This window comes from Vibrio sp. D401a, assembly GCF_030248515.1.
In the GTDB taxonomy this organism is placed as follows: Bacteria; Pseudomonadota; Gammaproteobacteria; order Enterobacterales; family Vibrionaceae; genus Vibrio; species Vibrio rotiferianus.
In genome coordinates, this window is record NZ_JAHGAI010000012.1 from 308,174 (window position 1) to 324,796 (window position 16,623).

The window sequence follows — 16,623 nt, forward strand, 5'->3', positions numbered from 1 at the left end:
TTACAGTCCTCCGTGAGAGACATATTCACCATTTACTATACGACCTACTAAACGTTTTGCGCCGACTTGGTAACTAAGGTCTGCTGGGTGTTCGATATCCCAAATTGAGAAATCCGCGTCATAACCGATTTCAATCACGCCACGAGACTCCCCATAACCCAGTGCTTTTGCTGCGTTTTGAGTGACGCCACGCAGTGCTTCTTGAGGGGTTAAACGGAAAAGAGTGCAAGCCATGTTCAGCATCAAGGTTAAATCAGCAAATGGCGATGTCCCTGGGTTGATGTCTGTCGCTATCGCCATTGGCACCTTGTGCGCTCTAAGTAATTCGATAGGAGGCAGTTGGGTTTCACGTAAGAAGTAGAACGCTCCAGGGAGCAAGGTTGCCACGGTCGAGGAATTGGCAAGCGCACGCACACCAATTTCATCCAGATATTCAATATGATCGGCAGAAAGGCCATTGTATTTTGCCGTTAGCGTAGTGCCGCCTAAATCAGAAAGCTGTTCAGTATGCCCTTTTACATGCAAACCGTGCTTTTTTGCGGCCTCAAAGACACGCTCGGTTTGAGCTAAGTTAAAACCTATCGATTCACAAAACACATCGACGCTGGTGGCGAGCTTTTCTTCTGCCACGAGGGGAATGATGTCGTCACAAATATGCTGGATATAATCGTCAGCGCGGTCTTTAAATTCTGGTGGAAGTGCATGAGCGGCGAGTAGGGTTGTGGTGATGTTTACTTTGCGCTCTTGCTCTAAGGCTTTCGCTGCGCGCAGCATCTTGATTTCATCTTGCAGTCTCAGCCCGTAACCGGATTTCACCTCTATAGAAGTCACGCCGCTGGCGAGTAGGCCATCAAGGCGTGGTAGAGCAAGCTCGATAAGTTGTTCTTCGCTTGCTTCGCGGGTTGCACGAACGGTAGAAAGAATACCGCCGCCTTGCTTGGCGATCTCTTCATAAGGCACACCGTTAAGGCGCATTTCAAACTCATTGGCACGATTTCCGGCGTACACGAGATGAGTGTGGCAATCAATTAAACCTGGTAGCAACAGCTTGCTTTGAAGATCAATGGTTTGTTCGTAGTGGTCTGGATTCAGGATGGATTCGGTTTCTGCGCTGTCTTCGCCTCTTGCTGCGGTACTGAGTGCAACAATTTTTCCTGACCGAATGCCGACGCGAGCAAGGGGAGAGGGTAGGTAGCCTTGCTCTCCTTCTTGCATAGTGACGAGGCGTGCATTTTCAATCAGCAAATCCATTCTGATACTTCCTTTTGATTTGTACTTTTAAATGTATATACAAATAAATAGGAGAAAAAAGCATCACTGGCAAGGCTAATGTTGCTGAAATGTGATCAAAACGAAGAAGTAACGCCTAGTTTATAGCAGGATCTTAGAGCTTAATTTGTACTTATTGCCCGGATGGTAAAGTAGCGCAGTACTCACCAGTTTATCTTGACTCCACGTTCGACGGTTGAGCAGTAAACAAGGCTCGTTAGCTTGCATTTTCAAGTCTTGTTTAACGCGTCCTTCTGGCACTATCGCCTCAACAGTGTGCTCTATTGCACTGAGAGGACAGTTATCAGAAAGGTACTGGTTTGGAGTCATGCAAGTAAAGTCTTGTCGTAGGTAACTAGGCGCGTACTGGCTGTTGACCCAACGCAGCTCAAGCTGGATTGGATTACCGTCTTCAAAGTGGATGATCTCGCTGTAAAACACTGTGGTACCTAGCATCACACCAAGTTTTGTCGCAATACTGTCATCGGCTTTGATAGCGATTTGTTGCAGCACTTCACTGTGGTGAGCGCGGCCCCGATTCATGATTTCATCGGCAATGTTGCGTATGTCTAATAGGGGAGATTCAGACTTCTCAGTCGGATCACAAACAAAGGTGCCGAGGCGAGGTCGGCGTTGCAGTTTGCCTTCATTAACTAAGTCTCGAATCGCTTTGTTAACGGTCATTCGGCTTACACCAAACTGTTCCGTCAATTCGATTTCAGTTGCGATACGATGTCCAACCATCCACTCACCCGAATCAATTTTATCGAGGATAAACTGTTTGATTTGCATGTAGAGGGGCGCAGACATAATGACTTCCTTTTAATTGACTATACAAATAGTGCGTAATCTATGCACAAATTGCAAACAGATAGAGTCATTTTGTGCGCTGATAAAAGGAATTACTCCGCATTCTTGCAGTCTATTACTTGCAGGAGCCGTATCTGTTGTGTAAACAGATATAAAAATAATGAAAACAGACAGTCACGAAGGAATCACATGTTTAAGAAACTAAAAGCGTCACTTGGTATCGGCTCAGCAAAAGTAGATACGATTTTAGATGAAATGAGCGTATATCAAGGCGCGACTTTACGCGGTCATGTTCAAATCAAAGGCGGTGATGTGGAGCAGCAAATTGATGCCATCACCATCAAACTAAACACGGAAATGAAAGTGGAAGTAGATGACAGTGTTAGCTATCAAACTTTCACTATCGATCAGCTGAAAGCAGTAGAGCCGTTTGTTATTCAACCCAATGAAGAAAAGCAAGTTCCATTTGAGCTCAAATTGCACGATGAAACGCCTATCACCGCAGTGAGCGCGCTAAAAAACCAGTGTCACGTGTGGGTTGAAACCACGCTAGATATCGACTTTGCAATTGACCCTCGAGATAGAGATTACATCGAGGTTAAGCCGTTACCAGTGGCTTCACGCGTAATCCAAGCAATTGAGCAAGCTGGTTTTACCATGGTGAAAGCGGATGTAGAGAAAGGCTTCTTACGTGGTAATACTTTCTCTTCTCGCTCGGGTATTTACCAAGAACTAGAGTTCCGCAATAACGGTTTCGTTTCTACTAAAGAGATTGAGCTTTCCTTTATTTTGGATGGTGGAACGATCCATTGCTTAGCAGAGATTGACCGCTCATTTAGCATGTCTGGCGACCAATACCGTTCTTTCTCGCTACCGATCGGAGCGTCTGATTCACAAGTTGCGGCAGCAGTCGCGCCAACGTTAAATCTGTAATACTCCTAACTCTCCGTTTCTGGAGAGAACAAGTACCGATATCCAAACGTAAAGGCGATATCGGTACTGTTGTCCATATTTCTCGCATTCTCAATCGCCATTATCTCAATAGCTGAGTTCTCCATTAAATAGCGATATCCAATCACAAACTCATTTGATGCATCGGCAAACTCGCTAGGTCCTTCTGTCGAACCTTGATACCAATGATATTCGAGAATGAAGTGATGGTTTTCTTTGAGTGCATACCGATAGCCGAAGGCAAATGCAGCGGTGTTGTGGCGGTAGGGGAAGTCTTTTAGAGCACGATCGCCAGAGCGGAATGTCATTCCAACCATCGAATAGAACACATTGGCTGAATTCAATTGGTAGGTGTAATTAATTTGTAGGCCTTGCTCAAAGCTTGTACCTTTGAAGGTACCGTGTGGCACATCGTTGTAATAGAGACTCCCGCCAATAGACAGACCATGATGCTCATTTTGTAATAGCTGATATTGAAGGTAGGTAGAGAGATTATTCGCTAGCGTTTCGCCTTCGAAATCTTCTATTAATATGTCGTATTCAGGCATCGACATATAGAAACGGTTCTTATCGACCTCATCACGTCCATTCTGTCCAATACCAAAAAAGTCGTGAAAGCTTTCGGTCAGTCCATCTAAATGGTTATCTGCTGCAAAAACCCAGCGATAGTTCAACTCCCATTGCCACTTTTCATTGATTTGCCACTTGCCGCCTAACTCGAGTTGGTTGTGGTAATAGTCGAGTGAATAGTCGCTGGTATGAGCCCAGACGCTAGCAATTGTGCCTGACGTATACGCTTCAACATAACCGGAGGGGAGGCTATATCCAGAGCGAAGGACATTGGTGTGGCTGACAACCTGGATAGGAGATTGAGCATATGAACGAAGCGGGCCGTAAAGGTCGCTAGTAGCATATGTAATAGAAGGATAAGCAGTGAGTAAGGAAATAACACTTAGTCTCAATCTAAAATACATAAGATGCTTTCTTAACTATATCTTTATCAATAAAATTAATTATAGTTTCATTGAATATCGAACGCCGTTCAATTTAATTAATTCATCAATCCGCAGCTTCTGATGAATATGAAATAACTTAGCTCAATTTAATTCCACCTTTGCATTCTAAATGTGAGCTATGTACAATCCTCGTTCCGATGAAGGTCCGGTATTCGTGTTACTGAGCGACCGTCATCGACTCTCGAAATATCTTCTAATTTGAATAACATGTGTTGCTTGGTGTGCAACACCACTGTAAAGGACATAGCATGCCTATTATTACTCTTCCTGACGGCAGTCAGCGTCAATTTGACAACCCAGTTTCTACTATGGAAGTTGCGCAATCGATCGGTCCTGGTCTTGCAAAAGCAACTATCGCTGGTCGTGTAAACGGTAACCGCGTTGATGCGTGCGATCTAATTGAAGAAGACGCAAGCCTTGAGATCATCACAGTAAAAGATGAAGTAGACGGTCTAGAAATCGTTCGCCACTCTTGTGCTCACCTTCTTGGTCACGCTCTTAAGCAGCTTTACCCTCAAGCTAAAATGGCGATCGGTCCAACCATCGACAACGGCTTCTACTACGACATCGACTTAGATGAGTCTCTAACGCAAGACGATCTTGAAAAGATTGAAAAGCGTATGAAAGAGCTAGCGAAAACCAAGTACGAAGTTGTTAAGAAAAAAGTTAGCTGGCAGGAAGCACGTGATACATTTGAATCACGTGGCGAACCATACAAAGTGGAAATCCTAGACGAAAACGTATCTCGTGATGATCGTCCAGGCCTTTACCACCATGAAGAATACATCGACATGTGTCGTGGTCCTCACGTCCCTAACATGAGCTTCTGCCAACACTTCACTCTATTGAATGTTGCAGGTGCTTACTGGCGTGGTAACAGCGACAACAAAATGCTTCAACGTATCTACGGTACCGCTTTCCACGATAAGAAAGCATTGAAAGCGCACCTAACTCGTTTAGAAGAAGCAGCTAAGCGTGACCACCGTAAGATTGGTAAGCAACTAGACCTATTCCACATGCAGCAAGAAGCACCAGGCATGGTGTTCTGGCATCACAACGGTTGGTCTATCTTCCGTGATCTAGAAGTATTCATCCGCGCTAAGTTAGATGAGTACGGTTACCAAGAAGTAAAAGGTCCTCTAATGATGGACCGTGTTCTTTGGGAGCGCTCTGGTCACTGGGACAAATACGCAGACGCGATGTTCACAACTTCTTCTGAGAACCGTGAATACGCGATCAAGCCAATGAACTGTCCAGGTCACGTACAGATCTTTAACCAAGGTCTAAAATCGTACCGCGACCTACCACTACGTATGGCTGAGTTCGGCTCATGTCACCGTAACGAACCATCTGGTGCACTACACGGTATTATGCGTGTACGTGGCTTCACTCAGGATGACGCTCACATTTTCTGTACTGAGAGCCAAATTCAAGAAGAAGTAACAAATTGTATCAAGATGGTGTACGATACGTACCAAACATTTGGTTTCGACAACATCGTAGTGAAACTGTCTACTCGTCCAGAAAAACGCGTAGGTTCAGACGAAATCTGGGATCAATCTGAAGAAGCATTGAAACAGTCTCTAGAATCAATGGAGATTCCATACGAGATTCAAGAAGGCGAGGGTGCATTCTACGGTCCTAAGATCGAATTTACACTATACGACTGTCTAGACCGTGCATGGCAGTGTGGTACTGTTCAGCTAGACTTCAACCTACCAGGTCGCCTAGGTGCAACTTATGTAGGTGAAAACAATGAACGTCTTGTTCCGGTGATGATTCACCGTGCGATTCTAGGTTCACTAGAGCGTTTCATTGGTATTCTTATCGAAGATTATGCAGGTTTCTTCCCAACTTGGTTGGCGCCGGAACAGGCAATTCTTATGAACATTACTGATAAACAGTCAGATTATGTTCAGGAAGTAGTACAAAAACTACAAAAAAGTGGAATTAGAGCTAAAGCGGACTTGAGAAATGAGAAGATTGGCTTTAAAATCCGCGAACACACTTTGAAGCGTGTACCGTATATGCTTGTTGTCGGTGACCAAGAGATGGAAGCAGGCGAAATCGCAGTACGTACTCGTAAAGGTAAAGATCTCGGCAAATTTAAAGTGGATGATTTCATTTCATACATCCAAGACGAGATTTCAAGCCGTAAGCTCAATCTGGAGGAATAAGCTATTAAAGGCGGAAGACGCGGCCAACAGCCGGTAAAACAAAACCCACACCGTATGAACGGTGAAATTCGTGGCGTTCGTGAAGTTCGACTAACAGGCGCTGACGGTGAATCAGTTGGTGTTGTATCGATTCAAGAAGCGATCGCAGCTGCTGAAGAAGCAGGCATGGATCTTGTGGAGATCAGTCCTAACGCTGAGCCGCCAGTATGTCGTGTTATGGACTACGGCAAATTCCTCTTTGAGAAGAGCAAATCTGCTAAAGAGCAGAAGAAAAAGCAAAAGCAGGTTCAGATTAAGGAAGTAAAATTCCGTCCTGGAACTGATATTGGAGACTATCAGGTAAAACTACGCAACCTGACGCGTTTCCTTGAAGAAGGCAACAAAGTGAAGGTAACAATTCGCTTCCGTGGCCGAGAAATGGCACACCAAGACATCGGTGTTGACGTTCTAAATCGCTTGAAAGAAGACACTGTAGACTTTGCTGTAGTGGAATCTTTCCCAAGTAAGATTGAAGGTCGTCAGATGATCATGGTTCTTGCCCCTAAAAAGAAGTAATTAACGGCTCATCAAGTAATTAAGACCTAGCCGCCTTTCCTTCTAATAAAAGGTATAGCGGCTGGGTTTTGTTCGCCCTAATTACGTTGTTTATTAAACCTACTCAATGCGGAGTTATTCATCATGCCTAAGATGAAAACCAACAAAGGTGCTGCTAAGCGTTTTAAGAAAACTGCTGGTGGTATTAAGTACAAGCACGCTACTAAACGTCACATCCTGACTAAGCGTACTACTAAGAACAAGCGTCAACTACGTCCAAATGCAATTCTTCCACGTTGTGAAGTTGCTGCAGTTGTTCGTATGATGCCATACGCTTAATTCTTTTTAGTTATCAATCGTTTAGTTTAGGAGAAGCATAATGCCTCGCGTAAAACGTGGTGTACAAGCTCGTGCACGTCATAAGAAAGTTCTAAAACAAGCTAAAGGTTACTACGGTGCACGTTCACGTGTTTACCGCGTAGCTTTCCAAGCAGTTACTAAAGCTGGTCAATACGCTTACCGTGACCGTCGCGCTAAGAAACGTCAATTCCGTCAACTATGGATTGCACGTATCAACGCAGCATCTCGTCAAAATGGTCTATCTTACAGCCGTTTCATCAACGGTCTTAAGAAAGCATCTATCGAGATTGACCGTAAGATCCTAGCGGACATCGCAGTATTCGACAAAGCAGCATTTGCTGTTCTAGTTGAAAAAGCGAAAGCTGCTCTTTAATTAGCAGTTTAGGATTAAGAGAAGGAGAGCATTAGCTCTCCTTTTTTATTGCCTTCAGCTTTCGCTGGCGTAAACTTTCCCGTTTCCCGTTTCCCGTTTCCCGTTTCCCGTTTCCCGTTTCCCGTTTCCCTGCTTACATCCCAACTCTAACCAAATCAGTTGCTCTGATGACTGGATTTGTTATTTTGCCCCTACTCATCACATCATGGATAAGGAGTATCTGTGTTACCGAGCTATTGGGAATCAAAGAATTTAATTTTTTCAACTTTCAACACCACGCAGGCCGAATTGGCTAAGTCTCTATTTGCCTCTAATCATCCAAAAGTGGCTCAAGACCATACCTTTCGTGACTGGCCGATTTGCGAGTATGAAGCGCTAATTTCAAAGAGTGCTTTGCTGAAAAGGCCGGAAGACCTAGAAGCCTTCTACCTCAGGAAAATCTCGACAAAAGAGGGGGATGCTATAGGTTATATCCAACTCGAACTGAATTTTCCTGAGAAAGAATGTTTATGGATACCAATGTTGTGCCTGACTCCTAAGTATCAAGGTAGAGGTTTAGGAAAGGAAATCGTTGATAGCACACTGGCAGTTGCTCTTGAGTATGCGCCTTTCGATAAAGCTATGCTGAACGTGTACGTTGAGAATATCGACGCTTTTCGTTTTTGGTTTAAGCAAGGCTTCAATCAGATAGAGCAATTTGATGATACTGAGCATGAGTTAGGGCGCGACTATCACTGCATTGTTTTAAGCAAAGGAATATCACGTTAAATCATTCTGTTATCTACTTATGGTAGGGTGGAATCGGACAACAAGCAAAAGGACTAGGAATGAAAATCCGTGAACTACAAGCGCATATAAAAGAGTTTGATCACGACCCGGAACAGAAGCACCATTACTTTCTCAAACTCATTGAAGAAGTAGGTGAACTGTCTGAGTCGATTAGGAAAGGCGCTACAGGTCAGCCGACAGAAGACACAATTAAAGGAACAATCGCGGAAGAGCTCTATGACGCACTCTATTATATTTGTGCGCTGGCCAATGTTTATGAGATAGATTTAGAAAAAACGCACCAAGTGAAAGAGATACTGAACAAACGAAAATACAACCGCTAGGGAAGGGGAGACAACATGGTTCAACGAATCAGTTACGAATTTTTGCCGCAAATTTCTGGTCCTTATGTTCATGCCACGAGACATTGTGAGACTTTATATGTGTCAGGGCTGACAGCTATGGGTTCTCCAAGCCAAAGTGAAAGCCTAATCGAGCAAACAAAAACGATTCTGTCTTACTTGTCGCAGATACTCACAGAAGAACAAAGAGAGAAACGCGATTTGGTCAAGCTGACGATATTTGTAACCGACATGAACCAATTGCCAGAGATTCGTTCGGTGTTATTCGACTTCTATGAAGGTTATTTGCCAGCTTGTTCATTAGTCGAGGTGAGCCGTTTGATTCACCCCGACTTATCTATTGAGATTGAGGCAGTCATCTCGTTTGAAGCATTGTAGAGAGGCTTTAATGAAAATAAATCGCTTGGATCACCTTGTACTGACTGTTAAAGACATTCAAACCACACTGGATTTTTATACTCAAGTTCTAGGTATGGAAAGTGTTATTTTTGGGGAAGGGCGTGTTGCTTTGGTATATGGACGGCAGAAGATAAATCTTCATCAGCTTGGCAATGAATTTGAACCTAAGGCTAGTCAGGTGACCTCTGGGAGTGCCGACTTGTGTTTTGTATGTGATACGCCAATTGCAAACGTGCTTTCCCATTTAGACGTCCATTCTATCGAGGTTATTGATGGCCCCGTCCAACGGACAGGTGCAATTGGTAACATCCTATCGGTTTACATCAGAGACCCAGATGGTAACTTAATTGAGTTATCTAACTATCTTACTGAGGTATAACATGATTTATTCAACAACCGAGACGATTCCTGGACGAGAGATTGCCGAGATAAAAGGTGTCGTGACGGGCAATATGGTTCAGTCAAAGCACATTGGGCGTGACTTCATGGCCGGTTTAAAAAGCATTGTTGGCGGAGAGATTCGAGGCTATACCGAAATGATGACTGAAGCCCGTAATATTGCTATTCAAAGAATGGTTGAAGATGCAGCGAACCTAGGAGCAGATGCCGTCGTCGGCATCCGTTTTACCACCAGTTCGATTGTCGATGGCTCTTCGGAAATTCTTGCATTTGGCACCGCAGTAAAGCTCGTTTAGAAATAGGTAGCACTGTACGGTGTGTTGCAAAGTCATGATTAATAAGATGGATTTGTAAACTCTCCCTCGACTAACCCTCTTAAGCAAAATGCAGATGGTCGATTGTGATTCATAATCCGCCCCCTGAAAAGGGAGGTGTATTTATGCGTGATACGGTGTTAAACAATACGATTGTGACTTTCTGCGTTTGCTTGCTCGTTGCGACGTTAGCAGCTAAAGGTAATCTACTTGCCACCATGTTGTCTTTTCCTATCGACTTCTTGGGTTTGCTTGCTTTATTACTATTGTCTTGGCTTGTTTCCATTGTGGCTATTCTTCACTTGGAGAGAGGGCAGTGGAAAGAATCTATCTTGATGTATCTAATGTTGTATTATCTTGCTTTTGGTATTTTTGCTGATGGCAATATCAAAGGAATTGAGCATTCGGTTGGAGCAATTGAAAAGCTCAAAATGACTTTGGTTCACATCGCGGTATCAGTGCCGAGCATCTACATTCCTATCATTATTTTTGGAATCTCTGTTATCCACTTACTGTTTTTACGTGCTCACTTGGTTGATGTCGATCGTAGTGTTTGCAAAAAAGCAATTCACCGAAAATAAACATTACGACTTTGCATAAAGATGCAATTTTGCCAACATGCTTTTTAGGGTGAATATTCTAAATTAGGGTTATGCTTTGAGTAGGAAATACTCAAATTGCCGCTTAAAAATAGCATTAAATGCGACGAATAGCATGTTGTTTACAATGTTTATAATCTAAATGATTTGTAATTTATAATGAAACTGAATGCATTTTGTGGGCAGGTATCGGGTTGATAAATGTGATCAATGATATATTAATTCATGTTTTTCTTATAAAAATATGAACTTATGTCTTGCTACTTGGTTCTAAATTGTTACAAATATAATATAAACGTAACAGAGAACTAGGAACTTTTAATGAGAGAACTCACTCCCGAGTACTTGTTGGCAGCGTTAAGGCAGGCGATAAAAACAAAAGGGCTAACGTATCGAGAGCTATCAGAAAAAATGGGGATGCCGCTGTCAACCTTCAAGCGCCATCTTACTAGTACGAACCTAGCTTTAGATAAACTACTAGAGTACTGTCGAGCAGTAGATTGCACATTAGATGAGTTACAAAAGCTGGCTAACCAACTTCAAGCTGAGGATCAGGACTACTTTAGCCACACGCAAGACGAAGTCTTTTTCCAATTTCCCCACCTTTACGATTTCTACCGTGAACTACGTATGCTACGAGGAAAAGACGGCTATACCATTCTCATGAAAAAGTATGATCTTTCAAAACAAAGCATGTCAGATTATCTGGGAGCGCTTGAACTGCTCGATCTGGTTTATGTCGATGAGGAAAACAACATCACGTTGCATGGTCCTCTCTATTATAGTTATGCCGACAACTCAAAGCTTAATGACAAATATACAGAGATCATAAAGGAACAAACAACGAAACAGGAAAAGTGTGTTCGTGTTGCATTATCGAGAATGAAAATAACAGAGGAGCAACTACTCGTACTTGAAGAGAAAGTTGCCAAAATCGTATTAGATTTTCATTCAAAGAACGTGGTGGCAGAGAACTTTAATGTATCAGATTTTACCAACGTACTTTTGATTGCCGGACCTCATGAACCCGTTACCTTTTCAGACGGTATAATCGAGACTCAGCAGCATTTTATTGATGACATTCGCTATGCAATAGCATCGGCAGGTGATAAACCTAGCTTGTCTATATAGGAGTTTTCCGGAGTGTTAGGGAGAGTTTGAATGCTAAGTTTTTAACTCAACCATACACAGTTGGCGTTGACACTTAGCTTTTCATGAAGGAAATGCTTATCGGCTTGTAGCTTCTTGTTCATGGAGGGGAGTTTATTTAGCTCTATTCAATACGACTTTAGATTAAATTTGAGGGTTAAGTCAAAAGTCGTACGGTATAGAGATCTACGTCATTATTTTGACTGACTATTAAAGCAATTACTGATATTTATCGTTACTATTCCTTGTATTAATTGTGGTATTAGTTGCTGCACATAAGCAACTGAATATGCCAGTTCGTTGGTTAGGAGTTGTAACGGTGAATTCATTTCGTTGGGATAAGTATTTTGAAACTGGAATAGAGCTAGTCGATGAGCAGCACCAGTATCTCGTGGAATTCATCAATAAATATGGTGAACTCCTAGCGCACAACAATATATCACTTCAAGACATACAATTGGCTTTATTCGAGCTGTCTCGTTATGCAGAGTTCCACTTCAAGGAAGAAGAAAATCTAATGCGTGAAGTTGGGGTGCATTACGATCATATTCAAAAGCACATACAAGTTCATCGCTCTTTCATGACAGACATTGTTAGCATGCAAAGCTTTATTAGCGAAGAGAATAAAAAAGCAGCAGAACAACTTCTTGATTTTCTAATTCACTGGTTGGCTTACCATATTCTAGGTATTGATCAAAATATGGCTCGTCAAGTTGAAGCTATCAAAAATGGTAGCTCGCCCTTGGACGCCTATGAAACCGAAGAGCGCAAAGCAGACAACTCCACCGAGCCTTTGCTAGAGGCATTAAGCGCACTTTTTCTTCAAGTATCAGAGCGGAATCGTGAGTTATTGAAGCTTAACTTGGTTCTAGAGGAAAAAGTCGCAGAGCGAACGAAACAGCTATCTCAAGCAAATAAGCAACTTGAAGAGCTGTCACTCACTGACTCGCTGACAGGATTACCCAATCGCCGTAGTGCAATTCGCACTTTAAAAAACTGTTGGCAAGAACAGGACATGCAGCTCGAGCCTTTAGTTTGTATCATGATTGATGCTGACTACTTTAAACAGGTTAACGACACTTGTGGTCATGACGCTGGAGATGTTGTACTCAGCGAGTTGGCCAAGGCGTTAAGACATTATTTCAGAAGTGATGATATTGTCTGCCGTCTAGGTGGGGATGAATTCTTGGTAATTTGTCCAGAGACTCAACTTAAAGGCGGTTTACATGTCGCTGAAGCGGTAAGAAAGCAAATTTCTCATATCCTCATACCAACAGGTCTTGAGCCTTGGCGAGGCAGTATAAGTGTCGGTGTCGCTGAACGTCGCAACGAGATGAAAACGTATACTGATCTCATCAAGGCTGCCGATGAATCTGTCTATTTAGCCAAACAAAACGGTAAAAACACAGTGTGTTCGGTCCAAGCGTCATCGCTGTGATTAAGTAAGTAAAAACACAATCATAGTGCATCCAAATCGCACTTGAGTTGATTGAGTGCGGTTGAACGTTTGTATGGTTAGTTGTTTTTTTACGTTTTTGCCTTCTTTTTATTCAATAACCTCTTCTTTTCGTAATTCAATTTGGCATTGGTGGCTGGTTTGGCTACTATGTACAGCTATCAAAAAACCAATCACTCCTTTATGGACACTACCAATAGGTAGATGAGGAAACGATGCAACATCTAGAAGAGATCATTGCTAACGCGAGTGCAGCAATTGAAGCTGCAGAATCGCTAGTCGTACTTGATGAAGTGCGTGTTCAGTATCTAGGTAAAAAAGGTGAGCTAACTGCTCAACTTCAAAGCCTAGGTAAACTACCACCGGAAGAACGCCGTGAAGCTGGTCAAGAGATCAACAAAGCGAAAGGCGTAGTTCAGCAAGCTATCGCAGCTCGTAAAGACGCACTACAACGTGCAGAACTAGAAGCGAAGCTAGCAGCAGAAACGATCGACGTAACACTACCAGGTCGTCGTATCGAGAACGGTGGTTTACACCCAGTTACTCGTACTGTTGAGCGTATTGAGAAGTTCTTCGGCGAACTTGGCTTTAACACAGAGTCTGGTCCAGAAATCGAAGATGCATTCCACAACTTTGATGCACTAAACATCGCAGCTGATCACCCAGCGCGTACTGACCACGATACTTTCTTCTTCAACCCAGATTTGATGCTTCGTACTCACACGTCAGGCGTACAGATCCGTACGATGGAAAATGGTAAACCACCATTCCGTTTCATCGCACCAGGTCGTGTATACCGTAACGACTACGACCAAACGCACACGCCAATGTTCCACCAAGTGGAAGGCATGCTGGTTGATGAGAACGTAAACTTCGCACAGCTGAAAGGTATCCTGCACGAATTCCTATGTAACTTCTTCGAAGAGGAAGTAGAAGTACGTTTCCGTCCATCATACTTCCCGTTCACTGAGCCTTCAGCAGAAGTTGACGTGAAAGGCAAAAACGGTAAATGGCTAGAAGTACTAGGCTGCGGTATGGTTCACCCGAACGTACTACGTAGTGTAGGCATCGACCCTGAAAAATACTCTGGTTTCGCATTCGGTATGGGTGTTGAGCGTCTAACAATGCTTCGTTACGGCGTAAACGACCTACGTGCGTTCTTCGAGAACGATCTTCGTTTCCTAAAACAGTTCAAGTAATCCAGGGGATAAATCACTATGAAATTCAGCGAATCATGGCTTCGTGAGTGGGTTAGTCCTTCGATTACCACTGACGAACTAACTCACCAAATTACAATGGCGGGTCTAGAAGTTGATGACGTGCTACCTGTAGCAGGTACGTTCAACGGCGTTAAAGTTGGTCACGTTGTTGAATGTGGTCAACACCCAGATGCAGACAAACTGCGCGTGACTAAAGTTGACGTGGGTGAAGAAGAGCTTCTAGACATCGTTTGTGGCGCACCTAACTGTCGTCAAGGTCTGAAAGTAGCAGTAGCAACTGTTGGTGCTGTTCTTCCAGGCGATTTCAAAATCAAAAAAGCGAAACTACGTGGTCAACCATCTCACGGCATGCTTTGTTCATTCACTGAACTAGGTATCGACGTTGAGTCAGATGGCATCATGGAACTAGCAGAAGACGCAGTAATCGGTACCGATTTCCGTGAATTCCTAGGCCTAGACGACGTAACGGTAGACGTAGACCTAACAGCAAACCGCGCTGACTGTTTCAGCATCCGTGGTCTAGCTCGTGAAGTTGGCGTACTTAACCGTGCTGACGTGACTGAGCCATCAGTAGAAGCAGTAGCAGCTTCAATCGAAGACAAAGTGTCTATCGAAGTAAAAGCACCTGCTGCATGTCCACGTTACCTAGGTCGTGTGGTTAAGAACGTAAACGTTCAAGCTGAAACACCACTATGGATGCAAGAGAAATTGCGCCGTTGTGGTATCCGCTCTATTGACCCAGTAGTAGACATCACTAACTACGTTCTTCTAGAGCAAGGCCAACCAATGCACGCGTTCGATCTAGCGAAGATCGATGGTGGCATCGTAGTTCGTATGGCTGAGCAAGGTGAGAAGCTAACACTTCTTGATGGCAGCGAAGCAGAACTAAACGCAGATACATTAGTTGTAGCTGACCACAACAAAGCACTTGCAATCGCAGGTATCTTTGGTGGTGAAGAGTCTGGTGTAACAACTGAGACTAAAGACGTTCTACTAGAGTGTGCATTCTTTGCACCTGACCACATCCGCGGTCGCGCTCGTAGCTATGGTCTTCACACTGATTCTTCAATGCGTTTCGAGCGTGGTGTGGATTACGCACTACAAGTGAGCGCAATGGAGCGTGCAACTCAGCTTCTTGTTGAAATCTGTGGCGGTGAAGTAGCACCTGTTGTTGCAGTAGAGTCTGAAGCAGACCTACCTAAGCCAAACAAAGTTGCTCTGCGTCGCACTAAACTAGACAACCTACTAGGTCACCACATCGCTGATGCTGACGTAGTAGAAATCCTAGAGCGCCTAGGTTTGACTGTTGAAGCTTCTGAAGAAGGTTGGGTGGCAGTAGCGCCAACATGGCGTTTCGATATCGCTATCGAGCAAGACCTGATTGAAGAAGTTGGCCGTATTTACGGTTACGACAACATCCCTAACCAACACCCAGCAGCAGCACTTAAGATGCACAACCACGTTGAAGCGGATCTTCCACTGAAACGCGTTCGTGATCTTCTTGTTGACCGTGGTTACCACGAAGCAATCACATACAGCTTCGTTGAGCCTGAGCAACAAAAGCTAGTGGTACCTGGTGTTGAGCCTTTAGTGCTTCCAAACCCAATTTCTGCAGACATGTCAGCAATGCGTCTTGGTCTTATCCAAGGTCTGCTGAATACGGTTGTTCACAACCAGAAGCGTCAACAGCCACGCGTTCGTCTATTCGAATACGGCCTACGTTTCATCCCATGTGAATCTGCAGAAAACGGCATGCGCCAAGAGCCAATGCTTGCAGGTGTTATCGCTGGTACTCGCGGTGAAGAGCACTGGGATATCGAAACTAACACTGTTGATTTCTTCGACCTTAAGGGCGATCTAGAAGCAATTCTAGAGCTATCTGCGAACGAAAAAGCATACTCTTTCGCTGCAGCTAAGCACCCAGCACTTCACCCAGGTCAATCTGCGGCAATCATCGTAGATGGCAAAGAAGTGGGCGTGATCGGTACAGTTCACCCTGAGCTTGAGCGTAAGTTCGGTCTAAACGGTCGTACTATCGTATTCGAAATCGAATGGTCTGCAATCAACAGCAAAGTGATCCCAGAAGCGGTAGCACTTTCTAAGTTCCCTTCAAACCGTCGTGATATCGCGGTAGTCGTGGATGAAGCTGTTGCATCTGGTGACATCGTTAACGCTTGTCTAGAGCAAGGTGGCGAGTTCCTTAAAGATGCGAAACTGTTCGACGTTTACGTAGGTAAAGGCGTTGAAGAAGGTAAGAAGAGCCTAGCAATCGCTCTGACTCTACAGTCACTTGAGCGTACGCTTGAAGATGCAGATATCGCTGGTGCGGTTGACGCTATCGTTGCTCACGTTTCTGAGAAGTTTGGTGCGTCTCTACGTGACTAATCTCGCGTAACGTATCTTCTTAAGAAATGAAAACCCTGCCAAACTGGCAGGGTTTTTTTATATCTAGAGAATAGAGAATAGA

The 16,623-nt window shown here is 43.8% G+C and carries 18 protein-coding genes; 15 read left to right on the forward strand and 3 right to left on the reverse strand.

Annotated features, from left to right (window positions below):
• Complete coding sequence (gene hutI, locus KIV41_RS08150) at positions 1-1,251, reverse strand: imidazolonepropionase (protein ID WP_285336047.1); 1,251 nt, start codon at positions 1,249-1,251, stop codon at positions 1-3.
• Positions 1,252-1,371: 120 nt separating this feature from the next.
• Positions 1,372-2,079, reverse strand: a complete 708-nt coding sequence (gene hutC, locus KIV41_RS08155) for a histidine utilization repressor (RefSeq protein ID WP_285336048.1) — start codon at positions 2,077-2,079, stop codon at positions 1,372-1,374.
• A gap of 189 nt (positions 2,080-2,268) precedes the next feature.
• Here hutC and KIV41_RS08160 point away from each other — a divergent pair, with 189 nt between their 5' ends.
• The gene (locus KIV41_RS08160; RefSeq protein WP_071236197.1) at positions 2,269-3,012 is read left to right on the forward strand and encodes a sporulation protein; all 744 of its coding nucleotides are present in this window, start codon (positions 2,269-2,271) and stop codon (positions 3,010-3,012) included.
• Between the two features lie 5 nt (positions 3,013-3,017).
• On the opposite strand, the gene KIV41_RS08165 is transcribed toward KIV41_RS08160, so the two are convergent.
• Positions 3,018-4,004: a DUF3187 family protein gene (locus KIV41_RS08165; protein WP_285336049.1), complete on the reverse strand. Its 987-nt coding sequence runs from the start codon at positions 4,002-4,004 to the stop codon at positions 3,018-3,020.
• Positions 4,005-4,294: 290 nt separating this feature from the next.
• Here KIV41_RS08165 and thrS point away from each other — a divergent pair, with 290 nt between their 5' ends.
• From thrS to pheT, 14 genes are all read left to right on the forward strand, one after another.
• Positions 4,295-6,223: a threonine--tRNA ligase gene (gene thrS / locus KIV41_RS08170; protein ID WP_010448649.1), complete on the forward strand. Its 1,929-nt coding sequence runs from the start codon at positions 4,295-4,297 to the stop codon at positions 6,221-6,223.
• A gap of 3 nt (positions 6,224-6,226) precedes the next feature.
• Positions 6,227-6,778, forward strand: coding sequence for a translation initiation factor IF-3 (gene infC / locus KIV41_RS08175; RefSeq protein WP_081469140.1), 552 nt, complete (start codon positions 6,227-6,229; stop codon positions 6,776-6,778).
• A 123-nt stretch (positions 6,779-6,901) separates the two neighbouring features.
• Positions 6,902-7,096, forward strand: coding sequence for a 50S ribosomal protein L35 (gene rpmI / locus KIV41_RS08180; protein ID WP_010448653.1), 195 nt, complete (start codon positions 6,902-6,904; stop codon positions 7,094-7,096).
• A 40-nt stretch (positions 7,097-7,136) separates the two neighbouring features.
• The gene (rplT, locus tag KIV41_RS08185; RefSeq protein ID WP_004727974.1) at positions 7,137-7,490 is read left to right on the forward strand and encodes a 50S ribosomal protein L20; all 354 of its coding nucleotides are present in this window, start codon (positions 7,137-7,139) and stop codon (positions 7,488-7,490) included.
• A gap of 222 nt (positions 7,491-7,712) precedes the next feature.
• Positions 7,713-8,258, forward strand: coding sequence for an N-acetyltransferase (locus KIV41_RS08190; protein WP_045390355.1), 546 nt, complete (start codon positions 7,713-7,715; stop codon positions 8,256-8,258).
• A 59-nt stretch (positions 8,259-8,317) separates the two neighbouring features.
• The gene (locus KIV41_RS08195) at positions 8,318-8,602 is read left to right on the forward strand and encodes a MazG nucleotide pyrophosphohydrolase domain-containing protein (protein WP_010448672.1); all 285 of its coding nucleotides are present in this window, start codon (positions 8,318-8,320) and stop codon (positions 8,600-8,602) included.
• A 15-nt stretch (positions 8,603-8,617) separates the two neighbouring features.
• Entirely contained in the window at positions 8,618-8,998 is a 381-nt protein-coding gene (locus KIV41_RS08200; protein WP_285336050.1) for a RidA family protein, read from the forward strand.
• A 10-nt stretch (positions 8,999-9,008) separates the two neighbouring features.
• Positions 9,009-9,398, forward strand: coding sequence for a VOC family protein (locus KIV41_RS08205; protein ID WP_285336051.1), 390 nt, complete (start codon positions 9,009-9,011; stop codon positions 9,396-9,398).
• A 1-nt stretch (position 9,399) separates the two neighbouring features.
• The gene (locus tag KIV41_RS08210) at positions 9,400-9,714 is read left to right on the forward strand and encodes a heavy metal-binding domain-containing protein (RefSeq protein ID WP_285336062.1); all 315 of its coding nucleotides are present in this window, start codon (positions 9,400-9,402) and stop codon (positions 9,712-9,714) included.
• Positions 9,715-9,857: 143 nt separating this feature from the next.
• A complete protein-coding gene (locus tag KIV41_RS08215; protein WP_038885006.1) occupies positions 9,858-10,313 on the forward strand; it encodes a hypothetical protein in 456 nt (151 codons plus the stop codon).
• A 339-nt stretch (positions 10,314-10,652) separates the two neighbouring features.
• Complete coding sequence (locus tag KIV41_RS08220) at positions 10,653-11,462, forward strand: helix-turn-helix transcriptional regulator (protein ID WP_010448682.1); 810 nt, start codon at positions 10,653-10,655, stop codon at positions 11,460-11,462.
• Between the two features lie 337 nt (positions 11,463-11,799).
• The gene (locus KIV41_RS08225; protein ID WP_285336052.1) at positions 11,800-12,918 is read left to right on the forward strand and encodes a GGDEF domain-containing protein; all 1,119 of its coding nucleotides are present in this window, start codon (positions 11,800-11,802) and stop codon (positions 12,916-12,918) included.
• Between the two features lie 233 nt (positions 12,919-13,151).
• Entirely contained in the window at positions 13,152-14,135 is a 984-nt protein-coding gene (pheS, locus tag KIV41_RS08230; protein ID WP_285336053.1) for a phenylalanine--tRNA ligase subunit alpha, read from the forward strand.
• Positions 14,136-14,153: 18 nt separating this feature from the next.
• Positions 14,154-16,541, forward strand: coding sequence for a phenylalanine--tRNA ligase subunit beta (gene pheT, locus KIV41_RS08235; RefSeq protein ID WP_285336054.1), 2,388 nt, complete (start codon positions 14,154-14,156; stop codon positions 16,539-16,541).
• Positions 16,542-16,623 lie beyond the last annotated feature (82 nt).